This is a genomic window from Streptomyces nodosus (genome assembly GCF_008704995.1).
GTDB lineage: Bacteria > Actinomycetota > Actinomycetes > Streptomycetales > Streptomycetaceae > Streptomyces > Streptomyces nodosus.
Genome location: NZ_CP023747.1, coordinates 2,497,018 through 2,517,412, shown reverse-complemented (window position 1 = coordinate 2,517,412; position 20,395 = coordinate 2,497,018). Strand labels below are relative to the sequence as shown.

Genomic DNA, 20,395 nt, shown 5'->3' with positions numbered 1-20,395 from the left:
CGTCCGGCTTATCAGTGCGTTGCGTGACAGTTACCGACTTATGAATTGGTTTGTCAATTGTCAGCCGCTGTCACTAATCTCGAAAGCATGACTAGTCAGACCACCGTTGACGCGACCGGACCGGGGGACAGGGCGGTCGAGAAGTCGGTCACCCCGTCGGACCAGGAACCGCGGCGCGGATTGCGCGGCCATCCCTGGGTCACTCTTGTCACCGTCGCGGTCGGCGTGATGATGGTGGCCCTGGACGGCACCATCGTGGCCATCGCCAACCCGGCCATCGCCAAGGACCTCGGTGCGAGCTTCTCCGACGTCCAGTGGATCACCAACGCATACTTCCTCGCCCTCGCGGTCACCCTGATCACCGCGGGCAAGCTCGGCGACCGCTTCGGCCACCGGCAGACCTTTCTGATCGGTGTGGTCGGCTTCGCCGCCGCCTCCGGGGCCATCGGCCTGTCCGGAACCATCGCCCTCGTGGTGACCTTCCGGGTCTTCCAGGGCCTGTTCGGCGCGCTGCTGATGCCGGCCGCGCTCGGCCTGCTGCGGGCCACCTTCCCGGCCGAGAAGCTGAACATGGCGATCGGCATCTGGGGCATGGTCATCGGCGCCTCCACCGCGGGCGGCCCGATCCTCGGCGGTCTGCTCGTCGAGCACGTCAACTGGCAGTCCGTGTTCTTCATCAATGTGCCGGTCGGCGCGCTCGCGCTCGTCCTCGGCCTGCTGATCCTCACCGACCACCGGGCGCAGAACGCGCCGCGCTCCTTCGACCTGCCCGGCATCGGGCTGCTCTCGGGCGCCATGTTCTGTCTGGTCTGGGCGCTCATCAAGGCGCCGGCCTGGGGCTGGGGCGACGGGAAGACCTGGCTGTTCATCGTCCTGTCCGTGCTGGGCTTCGGCTTCTTCGCCTTCTGGGAGACCCGGGTGAAGGAGCCGCTGATCCCGCTGGCGCTGTTCCGCTCGGTGCCGCTGTCGGCGGGTGTGGTGCTGATGGTCCTGATGGCCATCGCCTTCATGGGCGGTCTGTTCTTCGTCACCTTCTACCTGCAGAACGTCCATGGGATGAGCCCGGTCGACGCGGGCCTGCATCTGCTGCCCCTGACCGGAATGATGATCGTCGGTTCACCGCTCGCGGGCCTGGCGATCACCAAGCTGGGCCCGCGCATTCCGCTGGCCGGCGGCATGGCGGCCACCGCGATCGCCATGTACGGCATGTCCACACTGAAGGCGGGCACCGGCAGCGGAACGATGTCGATCTGGTTCGCCCTGCTGGGCTTCGGCCTGGCGCCCGTGATGGTCGGTGCCACCGAGGTCATCGTGGGCAACGCCCCGCTGGAGCTCTCCGGTGTCGCCGGCGGTCTCCAGCAGGCCGCGATGCAGATCGGCGGCAGCCTCGGCACGGCCGTGCTGGGCGCCGTGATGGCCTCCAAGGTCGATCACGACCTCGCGGGCAACTGGACCGCCGCACAGCTTCCGCCGCTGACGCCCGCGCAGCTCGACCAGGCCTCGGAGGCGGTGCAGGTGGGCGTGGCCCCGGTGACGAAGGACATGCCGGCCGCGATCGCCGAGAAGATCACGAGCGTCGCGCACGACACCTTCATCTCCGGCATGAGCCTGGCCTGTCTGGTCGCCTCGGGCGTCGCGGTGATCGCCGTGCTGGTCGCGCTGCTGACCAAGCGGGGCGAGAACGCGGAGGCCGGCGCGGGCGCCGCGCACATCTGACGCCGATCGGGCGCGTTCACCCGTCAGGGTGAACGCGCTCAAGGTCCGTCCCGCTCGGCACGCGCCGCAGGTCACCGTGGGCCATGTCCTCCGGACGCCGGGCCCGTACCACCCGGGGGACGCCCGGGCCGCGGCGCGCTGCCGGAGGGGGCAGCGCACCGGGCGGAATCATCCGCTCGGCGCAGCGGGCTCCCGCGGTCGCCGCCGCGTCCCCGGAACTCGCGGAGCTAGTGCCCCGACAGGCAACGTTCGCCCCGTCGCGACGCCCGGCACGCTCCCCCACGCTCGACTGCGCTCGCGCGGGAGGTGCCCCCACGACGCCGCTCCTTCACGGGCAAACGTTGCCTGCCGCGGCACTAGGGAGAGGACGCCCGACCGGTCGCGGGAGCGCCGACGAGGCGCAGCACACGGCGGCCGGGAGAGAACGCAGGGGCGGCAGGGCTGTCGTCCCGCCGCCCCTCGGGCGTGTTTCGAAAGTGCCGTCTGCCCCGCGGCGTCTGGCACGCACGCTCGCTGCGTTGTCGGGATCGCCCACGTACACCCAGTACGAGGGCGACCCTCCGCCTTGCGATCGCACGCACCAGACACCGCGGGGCCCGCCCTCCGGGCGAACGACGCCACTTTCGAAACACGCCCTAGGGGCGGACGGCCGTCAGGCGTCGCCGCCCGCGGCTCCCGGGTCGGCCGCCGTCACATCGAGCAGCTGATAGCGGTCGAGCGCCTGCTTGAGCACCGAGCGGTCGACCCTGCCCGCCTTGGCCAGCTCGGCGAGCACCGCGACCACGATCGACTGCGCGTCGATATGGAAGAAGCGGCGCGCCGCACCGCGGGTGTCCGCGAATCCGAAGCCGTCGGCGCCCAGGGACTGATAGGCCCCCGGTACCCAGCGCGCGATCTGATCCGGAACCGATCGCATCCAGTCGGACACGGCCACGAACGGACCCTCGGCGCCGCTCAGCTTGCGGGTCACATAGGGGACCCGCTCCTCCTCCTCGGGGTGCAGCAGATTGTGCCGCTCGCAGTCCACGGCCTCGCGCCGCAGCTCGTTCCAGGAGGTCGCCGACCAGACGTCGGCCCGCACCTGCCACTCCTCGGCGAGGATCCGCTGTGCCTGGAGCGCCCAGGGCACGGCGACGCCGGAGGCCATGATCTGTGCCGGGACGGCGCCCGAGGTGCCCTCGGCGATGCGGTGGATGCCCCTGAGGATGCCCTCGACGTCCACGTCCTCCGGCTCGGCGGGGTGCCGGATGGGCTCGTTGTAGACGGTGAGGTAGTAGAAGACGTCCTCGCCGTGCGGATGCTCGGGCGAGGAGCCGTACATCCGGCGCAGCCCGTCCTGCACGATGTGCGCGATCTCGTAGGAGTACGCCGGGTCGTAGGCCACGCACGCCGGGTTGGTGGAGGACAGCAGCTGCGAGTGGCCGTCCGCGTGCTGCAGGCCCTCACCGGTCAGGGTCGTACGGCCGGCGGTCGCGCCCAGGGCGAATCCCCGGGTCAGCTGGTCGGCCATCTGCCAGAACTGGTCACCGGTGCGCTGGAAACCGAACATCGAGTAGAAGACATAGACCGGGATCAGCGGCTCGCCATGGGTGGCGTACGCCGAACCGGCCGCGATCATCGACGCCGTGCAGCCCGCCTCGGAGATGCCGTCGTGCAGCATCTGACCGGTCGGCGACTCCTTGTAGGCGAGCAGCAGATCCCGGTCGACCGACTCGTACTGCTGGCCGAGCGGGTTGTAGATCTTGGCGCTCGGGAAGAACGAGTCCATTCCGAAGGTGCGGTACTCGTCGGGCGCGATCAGCACGAACCGCCTGCCGATCTCCTTGTCCCGCATGAGGTCCTTCAGCAGCCTGACGAACGCCATGGTGGTGGCGATGGACTGCTGGCCCGACCCCTTCTTGACCGTGGCGTACGCCTTGTCGTCGGGCAGCTGCAAGGGCTTGGACCGCACCACACGGGTCGGTACATACCCGCCGTGCAACCTGCGGCGGTCGTGCATGTACTGGATCTCCTCCGAGTCCCGCCCCGGGTGGTAGTACGGCGGCGGGCCGGACTCGAGGGCGTGGTCGGAGATCGGCAGATGCAGGCGGTCCCGGAAGTGCTTGAGGTCCGCGACCGTCAGCTTCTTCATCTGGTGCGTGGCGTTGCGGCCCTCGAAGTTCGGGCCCAGCGTCCAGCCCTTGACGGTCTTGGCCAGGATCACCGTCGGCTGGCCCTGGTGCTCCACGGCCGCCTTGAAGGCCGCATAGACCTTGCGGTGGTCATGGCCACCGCGGCCCAGGTGCAGGATCTGGGCGTCGGTCATGTTCTCGACCATCGCGCGCAGCCGGTGGTCGTCGCCGAAGAAGTGGTCCCGGATGTAGGCGCCGGACTCCGTCGCATAGGTCTGGAACTGGCCGTCCGGAGTGATGTTCATCTTGTTGACCAGGATTCCGTCCCGGTCCTGCGCCAGCAGCGGGTCCCAGGTGCGGTCCCAGATCAGTTTGATCACATTCCAGCCGGCGCCCCGGAAGACCGACTCCAGCTCCTGGATGATCTTGCCGTTGCCGCGCACCGGGCCGTCCAGGCGCTGCAGATTGCAGTTGACCACGAAGGTCAGATTGTCCAGGCCCTCACGGGCGGCGAGGCTGAGCTGGCCCAGCGACTCCGGCTCGTCCATCTCCCCGTCGCCGAGGAAGGCCCACACATGCGACCGGGAGGTGTCCGCGATGCCGCGGGCATGCATATAGCGGTTCATCCGGGCCTGGTAGATCGCGCCGATCGAGCCGAGGCCCATGGAGACGGTGGGGAACTCCCAGAAGTCCGGCATCGAACGCGGGTGCGGATAGCTGGAGAGGCCGTATGGTGCCTTGGACTTCTCCTGGCGGAACCCGTCCAGGTGACGCTCGCTGAGCCGGTCCAGGAGGTAGGCGCGCGCATAGATGCCCGGCGAGGCATGGCCCTGGAAGAAGACCTGGTCGCCGCCGTCGCCCTCGTCCTTGCCGCGGAAGAAGTGGTTGAACCCCACGTCGTACAGCGAGGCGGAGGAGGCGAAGGTGGCGATGTGCCCGCCGACCCCGATGCCGGGACGCTGGGCGCGGGAGACCATCACGGCGGCGTTCCACCGGGTGGCGTTCAGGATCTTGCGCTCGATCTCCTCGTTGCCCGGGAAGAACGGCTCGTCCTTGGTGGCGATGGTGTTCACATAGTCCGTGCTGCGCATCTCGGGCACGGCCACGCGCTTCTCGCGGGCGTGCTCGATCAGACGGAGCATCAGATAGCGGGCTCGCTCACGGCCCCGCTGGTCCACGGCGGCGTCGAGGGAATCGAGCCACTCCTGGGTTTCCTCGGGGTCGAAGTCCGGAACCTGACTCGGGAGGCCGCCGATGATGATCGGATTGCGATCGGATGCCGAAGCCACGCTGGTCCTTACCTGTCAGAGGGGCATTTCACCTGTCAGAGGGGCATTTCTTCATGCTCCTGCACCGATCCCCATCGTCCACCCCGGCGCTGCGGAACGTCATCCTTACCGTGGGGTAACCATGGGGCCGGGCCGTTCTTCGGGGGCAGGCCCGATCAAAACGCAACGATACGCCCAGGGTGTGACGCGCTCCGCAAAGTCATTCGACTCTCGTACCCTTGGAGGATTCCAGAACGCATAAAGCGGGCAAAAGGCTGTGGTGTGGATCACCTGGGGGCGCGATACGGTGCCTGAGGTTGCGGCGACACGGCCAGGATCGTCACCGTTTCGGCGGTCTGGACGGCCGGGTACTTGCGCGATCCGCCCCGCCCGTGTGGACTACGGCCAATGCCTCGCGTACGCGCGTGGCTGAGATTGCCCCGGGCTCCTGACCGAGCCGGGGGTGCAACCATCCAAGAACATGATCAGGAGGCAACCCGTGAGCGCGACCGCGGACCACGCGGAGGAGCGGACGAACCCTGCCGCGAGGCTGGGGTTCCAGCCCGAGCAGGTGGTCCAGGAGATCGGCTACGACGACGATGTCGATCAGGAGCTCCGCGAGGCCATCGAGGACGTCATCGGCGGCGAACTCGTGGACGAGGAGTACGACGACGTCGCCGATGCCGTGGTGCTGTGGTTCCGCGACGAGGACGGCGACCTGACCGATGTGCTGGTGGACGCCACCACGTACATCGAGGAAGGCGGCTCGATCCTGCTCCTCACGCCGAAGACCGGCCGTAAGGGGTACGTGGAGCCGAGCGACATCTCTGAAGCCGCGACGACGGCGGGTCTGTCGGCGTCCAAGAGCGTCAGCGTGGGCAAGGACTGGAGCGGCTCGCGTCTGGTGACGCCGAAGGCCGCCAAGGCCAAGCGGTGACCCTTCGCCGGGGTGGCCGGCCACCCCGGCGGCCGTGACCGGGGGCCCAGCCCCCGGTCCCCTCGGGTCCGGACGGGTCCCGCCCCGCAGCCGCCGGGCGGGCCCGTTTCCCGCCGGGCCGAGCACGCCGACCGGCTCGGTCCGGCCCCTCGCACGGGCCGCGGTGATCGCTGCGTAGGGTGGTTTCCACCCGAACGGCTCCACCGGAAGGAAGCAGGACCATGGCGATCCAGGTCGGCGACAAGGCCCCCGACTTCGAGCTCAAGGACAACCACGGCCGGACCGTGCGGCTCTCGGACTTCCGCGGGGACAAGAACGTGGTGCTGCTCTTCTACCCGTTCGCCTTCACCGGTGTCTGCACCGGGGAGCTGTGCGCGCTGCGCGACAACCTCCCGACGTTCGTCAACGACGACACCCAGCTGCTCGCCGTCTCCAACGACTCCATCCACACCCTGCGCGTCTTCGCCGAACAAGAGGGCCTGGAGTACCCCCTGCTGTCCGACTTCTGGCCGCACGGCAACACTTCGCGCGCCTACGGCGTCTTCGACGAGGAGAAGGGCTGCGCGGTGCGCGGCACCTTCATCATCGACAAGGAGGGCGTGGTGCGGTGGACCGTCGTCAACGGCCTGCCGGACGCCCGCGACCTGAACGAGTACGTGAAGGCGCTCGACACCCTGTGATTCCGAGGTTCCAAGCCCTGCGGAGCGTGGGAACCCCTCACTAGGATCGAAGCGTTGATCCGATGGCAACGCACGACGGGGCTCCCCGCCCCGGGACACCACATATGGAGGGACGCGTGGGAGTCAGCCTCAGCAAGGGCGGCAACGTTTCGCTGACCAAGGAGGCCCCGGGTCTGACCGCGGTCCTCATCGGTCTGGGCTGGGACGTCCGTACCACGACCGGTACGGACTTCGACCTGGACGCCAGTGCCCTGCTGCTCAACTCGTCGGGCAAGGTCGGCAGCGACCAGAACTTCGTGTTCTTCAACAACCTCAAGAGCCCCGACGGCTCGGTGGAGCACACGGGCGACAACCTCACCGGTGAGGGTGAGGGCGACGACGAGGCGATCAAGGTCAGCCTCGCCACGGTCCCGGCCGACGTGGAGAAGATCGTCTTCCCGGTCTCGATCTATGACGCCGAGAACCGCCAGCAGTCCTTCGGCCAGGTGCGCAACGCTTTCATCCGCGTCGTCAACCAGGCCAACCAGCAGGAGATCGCGCGGTACGACCTCAGCGAGGACGCCTCCACCGAGACCGCCATGGTCTTCGGCGAGCTGTACCGCCACGGCGCGGAGTGGAAGTTCCGCGCCATCGGCCAGGGCTACGCCTCCGGCCTGCGCGGCATCGCCCAGGACTACGGCGTCAACGTCTGAGCCGTCCCAAGGCCGTACCGTCCGGCGCCGCACCCTTCGTGTGCGGCGCCGGACGCGCAGCACAACCAGAGCACCAGCATCTCGGGGAGGACAGCAGCATGGGTGTCACGCTCGCCAAGGGAGGCAATGTCTCCCTCTCCAAGGCCGCGCCGAATCTCACACAGGTGATGATCGGGCTCGGCTGGGACGCGCGCTCCACCACCGGAGCCCCCTTCGACCTCGATGCCAGCGCATTGCTGTGCACCGGCAACCGGGTCCTCGGCGACGAGTGGTTCGTCTTCTACAACCAGCTCAAGAGCCCCGACGGCTCGGTGGAGCACACGGGCGACAACCTCACCGGTGAGGGTGAGGGCGACGACGAGGTGATCCTGGTCGACCTCTCCCAGGTGCCGGCCGGGTGCGACAAGATCGCCTTTCCGGTCTCCATCCATCTGGCGGATGAGCGCGGCCAGACCTTCGGCCAGGTCAGCAACGCCTACATCCGTGTGGTCAACCAGGCGGACGGTCAGGAACTCGCGCGCTACGACCTCAGCGAGGACGCCTCCTCCGAAACGGCGATGATCTTCGGCGAGGTATATCGATACGGCGACGAATGGAAGTTCCGTGCGGTGGGCCAGGGGTATGCATCAGGCCTGCGGGGTATCGCTCTAGACTTCGGAGTCAACGTTTCGTAAAGCCGGGTACGGCGACGGGGGAACCCGTACACATACGGATTGGGTAGCCAGTGCTTCTGAAAACCTTCGGCTGGTCGTTCGTGATCACTGCGATCGGCCTGACCCTCGCGGTCCTTTTCGGGGGGTGGACCGCATTCGGCATCGTGGCGATCCTGTCCATCCTTGAGATCTCGCTGTCCTTCGACAACGCGGTGGTCAACGCCGGGATCCTGAAGAAGATGAATGCCTACTGGCAGAAGATCTTCCTCACGGTCGGCGTGCTGATCGCGGTCTTCGGCATGCGGCTCGTCTTCCCCGTGATCATCGTCGCCGTCACGGCGAAGAAGAACCCGGTGGACGCCGTCAACCTGGCGCTGAACCACAAGGACCAGTACCAGCAGCTCGTCACCGACGCCCACCCGGCGATCGCCGCCTTCGGCGGGATGTTCCTGCTGATGATCTTCCTGGACTTCATCTTCGAGGAACGGGACGTGCAGTGGCTGGGCTGGATCGAGCGCCCGCTCGCCAAGCTCGGCAAGATCGACATGCTGTCGGTCTGTATCGCGCTGGTCGTGCTGCTGATCACCTCCATGACCTTCGCGGCCCATGCCCACCAGCACGGCGGCGGGCATGCCGACAAGGCAGAGACGGTGCTGCTCGCGGGCATCGCCGGACTGATCACCTACATGATCGTCGGCGGTCTCTCCGGCTACTTCGAGGAACGCCTCGAGGAGGACGAGGAGCGCGAGCACGAGGAGGAGGAAGAGGCCAGGCGTTCCGGTAAGCAGCGCTCCGCGGTCGCCCTCGCCGGCAAGGCGGCGTTTTTCATGTTCCTCTACCTCGAGGTCCTGGACGCCTCCTTCTCCTTCGACGGAGTGATCGGCGCCTTCGCCATCACCAACGACATCGTGCTGATGGCGCTCGGCCTCGGTATCGGTGCCATGTATGTGCGTTCGCTGACGGTCTATCTGGTCCGCCAGGGCACCCTGGACGACTATGTGTATCTGGAGCACGGCGCCCACTACGCGATCGGTGCGCTGGCCGTGATCCTGATGGTCACCATCCAGTACGAGATCAACGAGGTGATCACCGGTCTGGTCGGCGTGGTGCTGATCGCCTGGTCCTTCTGGTCCTCCGTGCGCCGCAACCGGGCGCTTGCCGCGGCCGAGGGAAAATCCCCGGCCACCGACGAGAAGGCTGAGGTCTCCTCCGGGGTGTGACACCCCGGGTCCCCTCGTGCCGGTGCCCATCGGCCCGACTTCCCGGCGATGGCCCCTTCCGCTGGTGTGAAGTGGGCCCGGGTGAGGAACGCTCTGTTCGGGGCGGCCATGAGGATGCGTCCTCGTCGGCCGCCCCGCGGCTGTCGAACCATAGGTACTGGGGGCGGGAATGGGTTTCTGGGACGGCGTGTGGCGCGGACGCCCGACGGAGTTCGACTCGGGCAGCGCCGCGACCAACGCGATCGAGCTGACCAAACGGCATCACCGGGTCTCCCTCACCAAGCAGGGCGCGGAGACCGGCAATCTGCGCGTCAACCTGTCGTGGCGAATGCGCACTTCCGACATAGGCGGGCCCGAGCGGGCCAGTCTGCTGCGCCACCCGATGAAGATGTTCACCCCGGAGGCCGTCCAGGCGCACACCCAGAGCATGGTCAATGTCGACCTCGACCTGGGCTGCATGTATGAGCTGGCCGACGGCACCAAGGGCGTGGTGCAGCCGCTGGGCGAGTTCTTCGGGGAGCTCAACGAGCCGCCCTACATCAAGCTCAGCGGCGACGACCGGTTCGGCTCCGGCTCCGGTGAGACGATCTTCATCAATCTCGACCACCGGGACGACTTCAAGCGGCTGCTGATCTTCGTCTACATCTACGACCAGACGCCGGCGTTCGATCGTACGCACGCCGTGGTCACCCTCTACCCCGGCAACGGCCCGCGGATCGAGATCGGCCTGGACGAACGCCATCCGCAGGCCCGTTCCTGTGCGGTCGTCCTGATCGAGAACAACAACGGTGAGATCATGGTCCACCGCGAGGTGAAGTTCGTGTACGGCTTCCAGGCGGAGCTGGACCGGCTGTACGGGTGGGGCCTGCAGTGGGGTCGGGGCTACAAGACCAAGGCCTGACCGGGCCGCGACGGGCCCGGCGGACCGCGCCGCCTGCCGCTAGCGGCCGATGAACTGCGGCCCCTGCGGCGGCAGCCGGAAGTCCGGGTCCGCCGGCAGGGCCGCCGGCTGCGGATAGCCGTACGCGGGCGCGGCGGTCGTCGGGGGCTGCGGATATCCGTACGCCTGGAGGGCGGCCGGCTGGGGGTAGCCGTAGGCGGGCTGTGTCGCGGGCTCCGGGGGGTAGCCGTACGCGGGCTGCCGCGGCACCGGCTGCTCCGGCGGCAACGGCACCGACACCTCGGGCGCCGCCGGGACGGGGCTCTCTTCCGCCGCCGGCTCCTCGCCCTCCTCGGAGGGGTCGTCGTCGGACAGGGCCGCCTCCGACTCGTCGACCGAGATGCCGAAGTCGTTCGCCAGGCCCTTCAGCCCGTTGGAATACCCCTCGCCGAGCGCGCGGAACTTCCAGCCCTCGCCCCGCCGGTACAACTCGCCGCAGATCAGCGCCGTCTCCGCGCCCGTCTCCGGAGTGATGTCGAAGTACGCGAGCGGTTCCCCGTCGGCGTCGGCCGCGTCGTACACCCATATGCACAGCGACTGCACCTGGTCGAAGGCGACATCGTCCGCCGAGGCGACCAGCAGGATCCGGCCCACACCGGGCTCCACACCCGTCAGGTCCGCCTGCAGCGTCTCGCTGGGACCGGAGGGCTCCTGCTTCCTGCCGAGCAGCCGCACCGCCCCGGAGGGATGCCGGGGCTGGTTGTAGAAGACGAAGTCCTCGTCCGACCGCACCCGTCCGTCGGGGCCGAGCAGCAGGGCCGAGGCGTCCACGTCCGGGACGTCCTGTCCCGGAGCCCAGCGCAGCACCGTTCGTACCGCCGTGGCTTCGAGCGGTACGTTCGACCCCTTCAGCATCGCGTGCGTCATGGCGTCATCCTGCCTTCCCGGTCCAGGTCACGACAACGCGGGGTCGCTCCCCGCCCGGCGCCGACGGCACGCCGACACAGCTGAGTTACCGGAACTTCATGCCCGGTGGGAACCCATGACATGGACTTCTACGTAGTATTACCGGCCACCTTTTTTTGGGCAGTCCCGTACCACGGGGGAGTCTTATGCGTCATTTCGGGCACATCGCCCCCGAGGAGCGGCAGCGCCTCTTCCACCGTGAGCCGACCGTGTTCACGGCCGACTCGCCCGCCCGGGTGCTCGCGGCGGCCCTCGGCGCCACGCTGTACAGCCCCGCGACCCGGCCGCACCTCGTCGAGGACGTGATCAAGCAGGCGGGCCGCGGTGTGGTCTCCATGGTGCTGTGCCTGGAGGACTCGATCGACGACGCGGATGTGGTGGACGCCGAGGAGAACCTGGTCCGGCAGCTCACCGAGCTCGCCGCCGACCCGGACGCCGAGCCGCCGCTGCTGTTCGTCCGCGTCCGGACCCCGGAGCAGATCCCGGACCTGGTCGCCCGGCTCGGACCCGCGGTCCGGCTGCTGTCCGGCTTCGTGCTGCCGAAGTTCACCGAGGAGCGGGGCGTTCCGTTCCTGGAGGCGCTGACCGGGGCCGAGGCGGCGAGCGGGCGCCGGCTGTTCGCCATGCCCGTCCTCGAGTCGCCCGACCTCCTCTATCTGGAGACCCGCAGGGAGACCCTGGAGGGCATCTTCCGCACGGTGGACAAGTACCGTGACCGGGTGCTGGCGCTGCGTCTCGGCGTCACCGACTTCTGCTCCTCGTACGGCCTGCGCCGGGCGCCCGACATGACCGCCTACGACGTCCAGATCGTCGCCTCGGTGATAGCCGACGTGGTCAATGTCCTCGGGCGCGTGGACGGCACCGGGTTCACCGTGACGGGTCCCGTGTGGGAGTACTTCCGGGTGCAGGAGCGGATGTTCAAGCCCCAGCTGCGGCGCAGCCCCTTCCTGGAGGGCGAGGTCGAGGAACTGCGAGAGAGCCTGATCCAGCACGACATGGACGGGCTGCTGCGTGAGATCTCCCTGGACCGGGCCAACGGACTGCTCGGCAAGACCTGCATCCATCCCTCGCATGTGATGCCCGTGCACGCGCTGTCGGTCGTCAGCCATGAGGAGTTCAGCGACGCCCAGGACATCCTGCGGCCCGAGCGTCTGGGTGGCGGAGTGCTGCGCTCCGCGTACACCAACAAGATGAACGAGGTGAAGCCGCACCGCGCCTGGGCCGAGCGCACCCTGCAGCGCGCCGAGGTCTTCGGCGTGGCGGGCGAGGACATCGGCTTCGTGGAACTGCTGGCCGCGGGACTCCCCGGCTGAGCGTCGGCGTCCGCCGAACCGTCGTACTGACGTCGTACTGACAAGGAACCGATGAAGAACGTGGTCTGGTCCGGGACATGGGTCGCCGAGCGGCTCGGTGTCGAGCTCGTCGGCGACGAACGGCTCAGCGAGATGCTGGGGCTCGCGCTGCGGCGCAACCCCAAGCGGGCGCATCTGCTCGTGTCGAACGTGCTGGGCAAGCATGTCCCGCAGTCCCCGTCCGTGGTCTACGGACACGGGTTCGCGCTCGGCCGCCGGGTGCGGGACCTGCTGGGCGCCGACGGCGGGGAAGAGACCGGCGACCCGGTCGTCCTCGGATACGCGGAGACCGCCACCGGGCTGGGCCACTGTGTCGCGGACGGCCTGGGGTCCGCGCCCTATCTGCACTCCACCCGCCGCCCGGTCGAGGGCGTCGCCCGGGCCGGCGGCTTCGAGGAGTCCCACTCCCACGCCACCTCGCATCTGCTGCTTCCCGAGGACCCGGAACTGCTGGCGGGCGAGGGACCGCTGATCCTGGTCGACGACGAGTTCTCGACCGGCAACACGGTGATCAACACACTCCGCGAACTGCATCGGCGATACCCGCGGAAACGATACGTCGTGGTCGCCCTGGTCGATATGCGCTCGCCCGCCGACCGGGGGCGGCTGGAGGACTTCGCCCGGGAGACCGGCGCCCGGGTGGATCTGGTGACCGCGGCCGCGGGCACGGTGAGGCTGCCGGAGGGCGTACTGGAGAAGGGGCAGGCCCTGGTCGCGCGGTACGAGGCCGCCCCGCACGGCACCGACCCCGCACCGGCCGAGGAGGGCCTCCCGGCTCAGCGCGTGGCGCCCGGTGTCACGCCCTGGGCCGGAGCGGACCCGTGGCACCCCGGGCGGGCCGTCCGGGTCGCCCTCGGCTGGCCCCGCGGGCTGCCCGACGGAGGACGGCACGGCTTCACCCCCGAGCACCGGCTCCGGCTGGAGGGCGCGCTGCCCGCCATGGCGGCCCGGCTCGCCGAGGCCCTGCCGGACGGGGCCCGGCGGGTGCTGGTCCTGGGCTCCGAGGAGCTGATGTACGCACCGCTCCGCCTCGCCCGCGAACTGGAGCAGATCGTTCCCGCCGAGGTCAGCTGCTCCACGACCACCCGCTCGCCCGTCCTCGCCGTCGACGACCCCGGATACGCGATACGCAGCCGGATCGTCTTCCCCGCCCATGACGATCCGGCCGACGGCCCCGGCGAGCGCTATGCCTACAACGTCGCGGGCGCCGGCTTCGACGCCGTCGTCACGGTCGTGGACTCCGCGGGCGACACGCCCCGACTGCACGCTCCCGGCGGCCTGTTGGACCGGCTCGCCGCCCACACCCCGCACGTCCTGCTCGCGGTCGTGCCCGCTCACGTCCCCGCGCCCCCGCACGCTTCCGAAAGGCCCGCCATGCTGCCCGAGCCCCTCCGGGGTCCCGCCTTCTCCTCGTACCCGCCCGACGAGGTCGGCTGGCTGCTCCAGGACCTCTCGGACGTCACCCTGGAGGCGCCGACCGAGGAACGCGAGGAGGCGATCCAGAACGGCGGCGCGCACTACGCCGAGTCGCTGCCGGTGGAGTACCAGCCGAGCGAGCACTACCAGGAGCTGTTCCACGCGGCGCTGGAGACCTCGGCCACCCGTATCGCGCGGGCCGTCGGCGTGGTCACCGAGACCGTCCTCGCGGAGCGCTTCCCCGGTGCGGCCGACGCGAGCGGGGGCGCGCCCGCCCGGCGCCCCGTCCTGGTCTCGCTGGCCCGCGCCGGCACTCCCGTCGGCGTACTGATGCGCCGCTGGGCCCGCCGACGGCACGGCCTCGATCTGCCGCACTACGCCGTCTCGATCGTGCGCGGCCGCGGCATCGACGCCAATGCGCTGCGCTATCTCGCCGACCGGTACGACCCCTCCGATGTGGTCTTCGTCGACGGCTGGACGGGCAAGGGCGCCATCACCCGGGAACTGGCCGAGGCGATAAGGGAGTTCGAGGCCGCCGACGGCGTCACCGGCTTCGACCCGGAGATCGCGGTGCTGGCCGACCCGGGCTCCTGCGTGCGGACCTACGGCACCCGGGAGGACTTCCTGATCCCCTCCGCCTGCCTCAACTCCACGGTCTCCGGGCTGATCTCGCGTACGGTGCTGCGGTCCGACCTGGTCGGACCGCACGACTACCACGGCGCCAAGTTCTACCGCGAACTCGCCGGGGCCGATGTCTCGGTCGCCTTCCTCGACACCGTCTCCGCCCGCTTCGCCGAGGTCGAGGAGGCGGTCGCCGCACAGACGCGGGAACTGCTCTCCGGCGACCGCACGCCGACCTGGGAGGGCTGGGCGGCGGTGGAACGCATCAGCAAGGAGTACGGCATCGACGATGTGAACCTCGTCAAACCGGGCGTCGGCGAGACCACACGGGTGCTGCTGCGCCGGGTGCCCTGGAAGATCCTGGCGCGGTCCGGGGCGGGCGCCGACCTCGACCATGTGCGTCTGCTGGCCGAGCAGCGCGGTGTACCCGTGGAGGAGGTCCGGGAACTCCCCTACAGCTGTGTCGGGTTGATCCACCCGAAGTACACCCGGGGCGCCACCGGTGCCGACGGCAGGGCGGTGACCGGATGAGCCCCGTCCTGGTCGCCAGCGATCTCGACCGTACGCTGATCTACTCCTCCGCCGCGCTCGCGCTCACCATGCCGGACCCGAGGGCGCCCCGGCTGCTGTGTGTCGAGGTCCATGAGAGCAAGCCGCTGTCGTACATGACCGAGACCGCGGCCGGGCTGCTCACGGACCTCGGGGACCGGGCGGTGTTCGTGCCCACCACGACCCGCACCCGCAAGCAGTACCAGCGGATCAATCTGCCGGGTCCAGGACCCGCGTACGCGATCTGCGCCAACGGCGGCCATCTGCTGGTCGACGGCGTCTGGGACCTCGACTGGCATGCGGCGGTGCTCGCCCGGCTCGCCGAGGAGTGCGCACCGCTGGAGGAGGTCTGCGCGCATCTCGCGGCCACCGCGGACCCGGCCTGGCTGCGCAAGCAGCGGGTCGCCGAGGACCTGTTCGCCTATCTCGTGGTGGAGCGGGAGCTGCTGCCCGAGGAGTGGGTGAAGGAACTGAACGGCTGGGCGGAGACCCGCGGCTGGACGGTCTCCCTGCAGGGCCGCAAGATCTACGCGGTACCGGGGCCGCTCACCAAGGGCGCGGCCGTGCGCGAGGTCGCCCGGCGCACCGGGGCCACGCTCACGCTGGCCGCCGGGGACTCGCTGCTCGACGCGGACCTGCTGCTCGCGGCGGACCGCGGCTGGCGCCCGGGCCACGGGGAACTGGCCGAGGCCGACTGGACGGCGCCGGGGATCAGCGCCCTGCCGGAGCGGGGTGTGATGGCCGGGGAGCGGATCCTGCGGGAGTTCCTGAAGGCGACGAAGGACAGCTGAACGGCCCCGGTCCGGGGAGGGGGACCCCGGGCGCGTCGGTGGCGGACCGACCGCCTCCGGTTGTGCGGGGCGGTGGCCCGGGGCGGGTGCCGTCGAGCGGGAGGCGGTCCGGGGACGTACCGAGGGACATGACGAGGCAGATGACTCGGGGCGATGCCGAACCGGCCGGGGTGCGCGGCGTCCCGGGCCGGAGGTGGCCCGGGACGGTGACCGCTGGGTCAGGAGCAGCAGCCTCCGCCGCAGCAGCCGCCCGCCGGGCCGCCCGCTCGCGGGGCCGGTGCGGGGGTGGACGCGGTGCCGCCGACCGCGACCGTGGACAGCAGCTTCACCGTGTCCTCGTGACCCCGGGGACAGGACGCCGGAGCGGAGGACTCCGCCATCGGCCGGCTCAGTTCGAACGTGTCTCCGCAGGCACGGCAGCGGTACTCATAGCGAGGCATGCGCACAGAGTATCGGCCGACCCCTGCCGGTCACAGGACCTCGATGGGCGTGTACATGTTCACGAATTCCCTGTCATCTCCTTCGGATGTCCTCAACTCTCTTCGTTCAGCCTGGTTCTGGCCGGTTCCTGGGCGAAGATGTCACAGGGGACGCTGATAATTTATGGAAGCCGCGATGAGCCGCAAAGTCGGGAGGGGGGCTCGCAGCCGCATATGCGGCCGCTGCATCTACCCGCGCGCGCAACCCGGAGTGCGGAGGGAGACGCAGTCGTGACCGAGGCCTGGCATCGAATAGGTGGCCGGCGACCCCTGGGCGGTTCTTGCCCCGGAGGGCGCCGTGACTAAGGACGACGACGGCGGCCGCTCGCATCGCCGCCGCGCGGCATCGAAGCGCCCCTGGTCCCGCCGTACGGAGACCGAGACCGGGACCGAGACCGAGGCCGAGAAGCCCTCGGAGCCTCTGGGACCCGATGTCACCATGCAGTTGAAGCTGCCGCCGGCCCCGGAGGGCGATCCCGCCCCGCAGCCGGAGCGTCCGGAGCTCCCGGCGTCCGATGTCACCATGCAGTTGAAGCTGCCGCCAGCCCCGAAGGGGGATTCCGCCGCGCGTGCGGAGCGTCCGGAGCTTCCGGCGTCGGACGTCACCATGCAGTTGAAGCGTCCGGAGCCGCCGGCCCCGGACGCCACCATGCAACTGCGGACGCTCCAGCCGGAAGAAACCGGCCAACTTCCCGAGCGCCGCAGCGACCGGAAACCCCCGGCCCGCACCGGGGTCGTCGCGAACCTGACCGGCAGACTGGCGCCGTACACCGAGAGACTCGCGCCCTACGCCCGTAAGCTCCGGCCGGTCTACCCCCGCCCGGGCCGCACCGACTGGCGGCGCTGGGTGCCCTCCTGGCGGCAGTGGACGGGGGCCGTGCTCGCCTCCTTCGGGCTGAGCGGCCTCTTCCTGGTCTTCGCGTACGCCGCCACGGACATACCGCAGAACCTGAACACCTACGCCACCCAGCAGGACAACGTCTACTTCTGGTCCGACGGCACTCCGATGGCCCGCACCGGCTGGGTGCAGCGGCAGGCGATGCCGCTGAAGGACATACCGGAGAAGGTGCGTTGGGCGGTGCTGGCGGCGGAGAACGAGAGTTTCTACTCCGACCCCGGGATCTCCTTCAAGGGCCTGTCCCGCGCCCTGTGGCGCACCGTCGGCGAGGGCGACACCCAGGGCGGGTCGACCATCACCCAGCAGTATGTGAAGAACGTCTATCTGAACCAGAACCAGACGGTGAGCCGTAAGTTCACCGAGGCGATGATCGCCCTCAAGCTCGACAACCGGATGAGCAAGGACAAGATCCTCGAGGGGTATCTCAACACCAGCTGGTTCGGCCGCGGCACCTACGGCATCCAGCGCGCCGCCCAGGCCTACTACGGCAAGGACGTGAACGAGCTCAATGCGAGCGAGGCCGCCTTCCTCGCCTCCCTGCTCAAGGGCGCCGGTCTGTACGACCCCACCCTGAACGCGGCGAACCGCGACCGCGCGGTGGAGCGCTGGGAATGGACCCTCGACCGGATGGTCAAGATCGGCAAGCTGTCGCAGGCCGAACGTGACACGTACCGGAAGTTCCCCGAACCGCTCAAGCAGAACCCGCTCCATGACACCGGCACCCAGACCGACTACCTGGTGGAGCTGGTCTCGCAGTACGCGAAGAAGGCCGCACACATCTCGGACCAGCAGTTCGACCTGGGCGGCTACCAGATCTACACGACGTTCGACCGCAAGCGGGAGGAGGCGCTCACCAAGGCCGTCACCGAGGCCCGGGCGCAGGGCAAGAAGGAGAACCCGGGCCTGGCGAAGGCCGCCCACTACGGCGCCGCCTCGGTGGCCCCCGACGGCCGGATCATCGCCGTCTACGGCGGCCCCGACCACCGTACGCAGGGCTACAACGAGTCCAATGCGACCACCGTCCAGGCGGGTTCGGCATTCCTGCCGTTCGTCTACGCGGCCGGGCTCGAGCACGGGGTCCACAAGACCCGGAACGGTCCGGCGACCCCGGTCGGCCCGGAGTCGGTCTACGACGGCGACGACGCCGTACCCGTGACCACGCCCGAGGGCCCCTACTGGGACCGCAGCGGCAGAAAGGTCGCCGCTCACAACGACGGCAACGAGTCCTACGGGAACATCAGTCTGCATCGGGCGCTCGCCCTGTCCGTGAACACACCGTTCATGCAGCTCGGCATGGACACCGGGCTGCCCAAGGTGCGTGAGACGGCGGAGGCCGCCGGACTGCTGTCCTCCAGCATGGGACCCCAGGTGCCCACGCTGTCCACGGGCAGCGCCACGCCCAGCGCGATCCGGATGGCGAGCGGATACGCCACCTTCGCCGCGGAAGGGACGCACACCGAGCCGTACTCGGTGCGGCGCATCACCCGCAACGGTTCCGCGGTCGCCCTCGCGACCCCCAAGCCCCACCGGGCGGTCGGCTCCGAGGTGGCCCGCCAGGTCACCGAGGCGCTCGCGGAGTCCTTCCGCACCGCCCACCCGGGCGCGGCCCCCGACTCCGCGCAGGTGGCCGGCAAGGCCGGAACCACCGAGGACGACACCGCCTCCTGGTACGTGGGCACGGCCTCCTCCGTGTCGACCGCGATCGTCGTCTACCGCATGGACCTGTCCAAGAGCCTCGAACCACTGCCGCTGGACGGACTCGCCGGCACCCCGGCCGACGGTGTCGCCTACGGCATCTGGTCGAAGGCCGTGAGTCCGCTCGGCTGACTTCGGCGGCCGAGCACAGCCCCCCACCCCCCTCCTCGTAGAACGAGCCGCCCATGACTCAGAGCAAAGGCCGTCGCCGCCGTGCCCGCTCGCCCCGTGTCAGCCATCTGAACATGACCCTGGCGGGCCTGCTGGCCGTCGCGTCCGTGACCGTGACCTTCCTCGCGGTCTCCCGGCACTCCGACCCGGCCCCGGCCGCCTCGGCCGGCGACCGGCAGAGCCCCAGCCCGAGCCCCAAGCCCAGCCGGACGCCGGAATGGGACGGCAAGACCAAGATCCTGGGCGACGGCTCCACCTCGTACACCGGCCCGCAGAAGGGCGGGTTGAAGGCCGAGCCGCTCAAGCCGGGCCAGAAACCGCCCCAGTTCGTCGTCTTCTCCTGGGACGGCGCGCTGGAGGGCGACGACCATCTCTTCTCGCACTACCGGGAGCTGGCCAAGCGGTACGACGCCCATATGACGTTCTTCCTCACGGGCATCTATCTGCTGCCCAAGGAGAAGAAGGACCTCTACCACCCGCCCCAGCACGGGGTGGGCGCCGCGGCCATCGACTACGCCACCGGCGAGCATGTCCGCACCACCCTGGAGCAGCTCCGCGAGGCGTACAACGACGGCAACGAGATCGGCACCCACTTCAACGGCCACTTCTGCGGAGAGAAGGGCGGCGGAGACTGGAGCGTCGAGGAGTGGAAGAGCGAGATCGACCAGTTCTTCACCTTCGCCGACAAGTGGAAGACCAACACGGGCTTCACGGACATACCGGCGCTGCCCTTCAACTTCAAGAACGAGGTGGCCGGCGGGCGCGCGCCCTGTCTCGAGGGGCAGAAGAACCTGCTGGCGGCCATCAAGGACTACGGCTGGCGCTATGACGCCAGTTCCGCGGGCGACTTCCAGATCTGGCCGGCGAAGAAGAGCGGCATCTGGGACTTCCCGCTGCAGATGCTCCCGTACGAGGGCGGCAAGTACCAGGGGCTGTCCATGGACTTCAACTTCCTCTACAACCAGTCGGACGGCGAGACCCAGGGCGACCCGGCGAAGTTCGCCGAGTGGCAGCAGGAGACCGTCGACTCCTATATGGCCGGATTCGACCGCGTCTACTACGGCAGCCGTGCGCCTCTGTTCATCGGCAACCACTTCGAGGACTGGAACGGCGGCATCTATATGAAGGCCATCGACCAGGTCGTCGAGAGCGTGTGCACCAAGAAGGACGTCAAGTGCGTGTCCTTCAAGGAGCTCGCCGACTGGCTCGATGTGCAGAAGCCGGAGACGCTGGAGCGGCTGCGCAGCCTGGACCCCGCCCAGTCGCCCGACTGGTCGACCGTGGTGAAGTGACCGACGGC

15 protein-coding genes are annotated in these 20,395 nt (G+C 69.3%); 12 read left to right on the top strand and 3 right to left on the bottom strand.

All coding sequences use genetic code 11. The features are described from left to right. The first annotated feature begins 87 nt into the window (after positions 1-87). Complete coding sequence (locus tag CP978_RS11455) at positions 88-1,716, top strand: MFS transporter (RefSeq protein WP_043440015.1); 1,629 nt, start codon at positions 88-90, stop codon at positions 1,714-1,716. A gap of 652 nt (positions 1,717-2,368) precedes the next feature. Here the strand turns inward: CP978_RS11455 and aceE are convergent. Further along, positions 2,369-5,116, bottom strand: coding sequence for a pyruvate dehydrogenase (acetyl-transferring), homodimeric type (gene aceE, locus CP978_RS11450; RefSeq protein WP_043440014.1), 2,748 nt, complete (start codon positions 5,114-5,116; stop codon positions 2,369-2,371). Positions 5,117-5,594: 478 nt separating this feature from the next. Between aceE and CP978_RS11440 the strand changes: the two genes are divergently transcribed. The 6 genes from CP978_RS11440 (at position 5,595) to CP978_RS11415 (ending at position 10,178) form a co-directional block, all read left to right on the top strand. Next, the gene (locus CP978_RS11440) at positions 5,595-6,032 is read left to right on the top strand and encodes a DUF3052 domain-containing protein (protein ID WP_043440013.1); all 438 of its coding nucleotides are present in this window, start codon (positions 5,595-5,597) and stop codon (positions 6,030-6,032) included. Between the two features lie 221 nt (positions 6,033-6,253). Further along, positions 6,254-6,712 carry a peroxiredoxin gene (locus CP978_RS11435; RefSeq protein WP_043440011.1) on the top strand — a complete coding sequence of 153 codons (459 nt, stop codon included), beginning with the start codon at positions 6,254-6,256 and terminating at the stop codon, positions 6,710-6,712. A 116-nt stretch (positions 6,713-6,828) separates the two neighbouring features. Further along, positions 6,829-7,404 carry a TerD family protein gene (locus tag CP978_RS11430; protein WP_043448427.1) on the top strand — a complete coding sequence of 192 codons (576 nt, stop codon included), beginning with the start codon at positions 6,829-6,831 and terminating at the stop codon, positions 7,402-7,404. Between the two features lie 98 nt (positions 7,405-7,502). After that, complete coding sequence (locus CP978_RS11425; RefSeq protein ID WP_043440009.1) at positions 7,503-8,078, top strand: TerD family protein; 576 nt, start codon at positions 7,503-7,505, stop codon at positions 8,076-8,078. 50 nt (positions 8,079-8,128) lie between these two features. Beyond that, complete coding sequence (locus tag CP978_RS11420; RefSeq protein WP_043440007.1) at positions 8,129-9,277, top strand: DUF475 domain-containing protein; 1,149 nt, start codon at positions 8,129-8,131, stop codon at positions 9,275-9,277. Positions 9,278-9,446: 169 nt separating this feature from the next. Next, a complete protein-coding gene (locus tag CP978_RS11415; protein ID WP_043440006.1) occupies positions 9,447-10,178 on the top strand; it encodes a TerD family protein in 732 nt (243 codons plus the stop codon). A 39-nt stretch (positions 10,179-10,217) separates the two neighbouring features. On the opposite strand, the gene CP978_RS11410 is transcribed toward CP978_RS11415, so the two are convergent. Continuing rightward, entirely contained in the window at positions 10,218-11,084 is an 867-nt protein-coding gene (locus tag CP978_RS11410; protein WP_043440005.1) for a TerD family protein, read from the bottom strand. Between the two features lie 185 nt (positions 11,085-11,269). On the opposite strand from CP978_RS11410, the gene CP978_RS11405 reads away from it, so the two are divergent. The 3 genes from CP978_RS11405 to CP978_RS11395 are packed head-to-tail and all read left to right on the top strand — an operon-like array spanning position 11,270 to position 15,852. Beyond that, on the top strand, positions 11,270-12,436 hold the full coding sequence (locus tag CP978_RS11405) for an HpcH/HpaI aldolase/citrate lyase family protein (RefSeq protein ID WP_043440004.1): 1,167 nt from the start codon (positions 11,270-11,272) through the stop codon (positions 12,434-12,436). A 51-nt stretch (positions 12,437-12,487) separates the two neighbouring features. Then, on the top strand, positions 12,488-15,043 hold the full coding sequence (locus tag CP978_RS11400) for a phosphoribosyltransferase (protein WP_043440002.1): 2,556 nt from the start codon (positions 12,488-12,490) through the stop codon (positions 15,041-15,043). Further along, positions 15,040-15,852: an HAD family hydrolase gene (locus tag CP978_RS11395; protein ID WP_043440001.1), complete on the top strand. Its 813-nt coding sequence runs from the start codon at positions 15,040-15,042 to the stop codon at positions 15,850-15,852. Before CP978_RS11400 ends, CP978_RS11395 begins: the two co-directional genes overlap by 4 nt. A gap of 218 nt (positions 15,853-16,070) precedes the next feature. Here the strand turns inward: CP978_RS11395 and CP978_RS11390 are convergent, their stop codons facing one another. Beyond that, positions 16,071-16,292 carry an FmdB family zinc ribbon protein gene (locus tag CP978_RS11390; protein WP_043440000.1) on the bottom strand — a complete coding sequence of 74 codons (222 nt, stop codon included), beginning with the start codon at positions 16,290-16,292 and terminating at the stop codon, positions 16,071-16,073. Positions 16,293-16,854: 562 nt separating this feature from the next. On the opposite strand from CP978_RS11390, the gene CP978_RS11385 reads away from it, so the two are divergent. Together CP978_RS11385 and CP978_RS11380 are read left to right on the top strand one after the other, a co-directional pair. After that, positions 16,855-19,056, top strand: coding sequence for a transglycosylase domain-containing protein (locus CP978_RS11385; protein ID WP_079162510.1), 2,202 nt, complete (start codon positions 16,855-16,857; stop codon positions 19,054-19,056). A 53-nt stretch (positions 19,057-19,109) separates the two neighbouring features. After that, positions 19,110-20,387, top strand: a complete 1,278-nt coding sequence (locus tag CP978_RS11380) for a polysaccharide deacetylase family protein (RefSeq protein ID WP_043439999.1) — start codon at positions 19,110-19,112, stop codon at positions 20,385-20,387. The last annotated feature ends 8 nt before the right edge of the window (positions 20,388-20,395 follow it).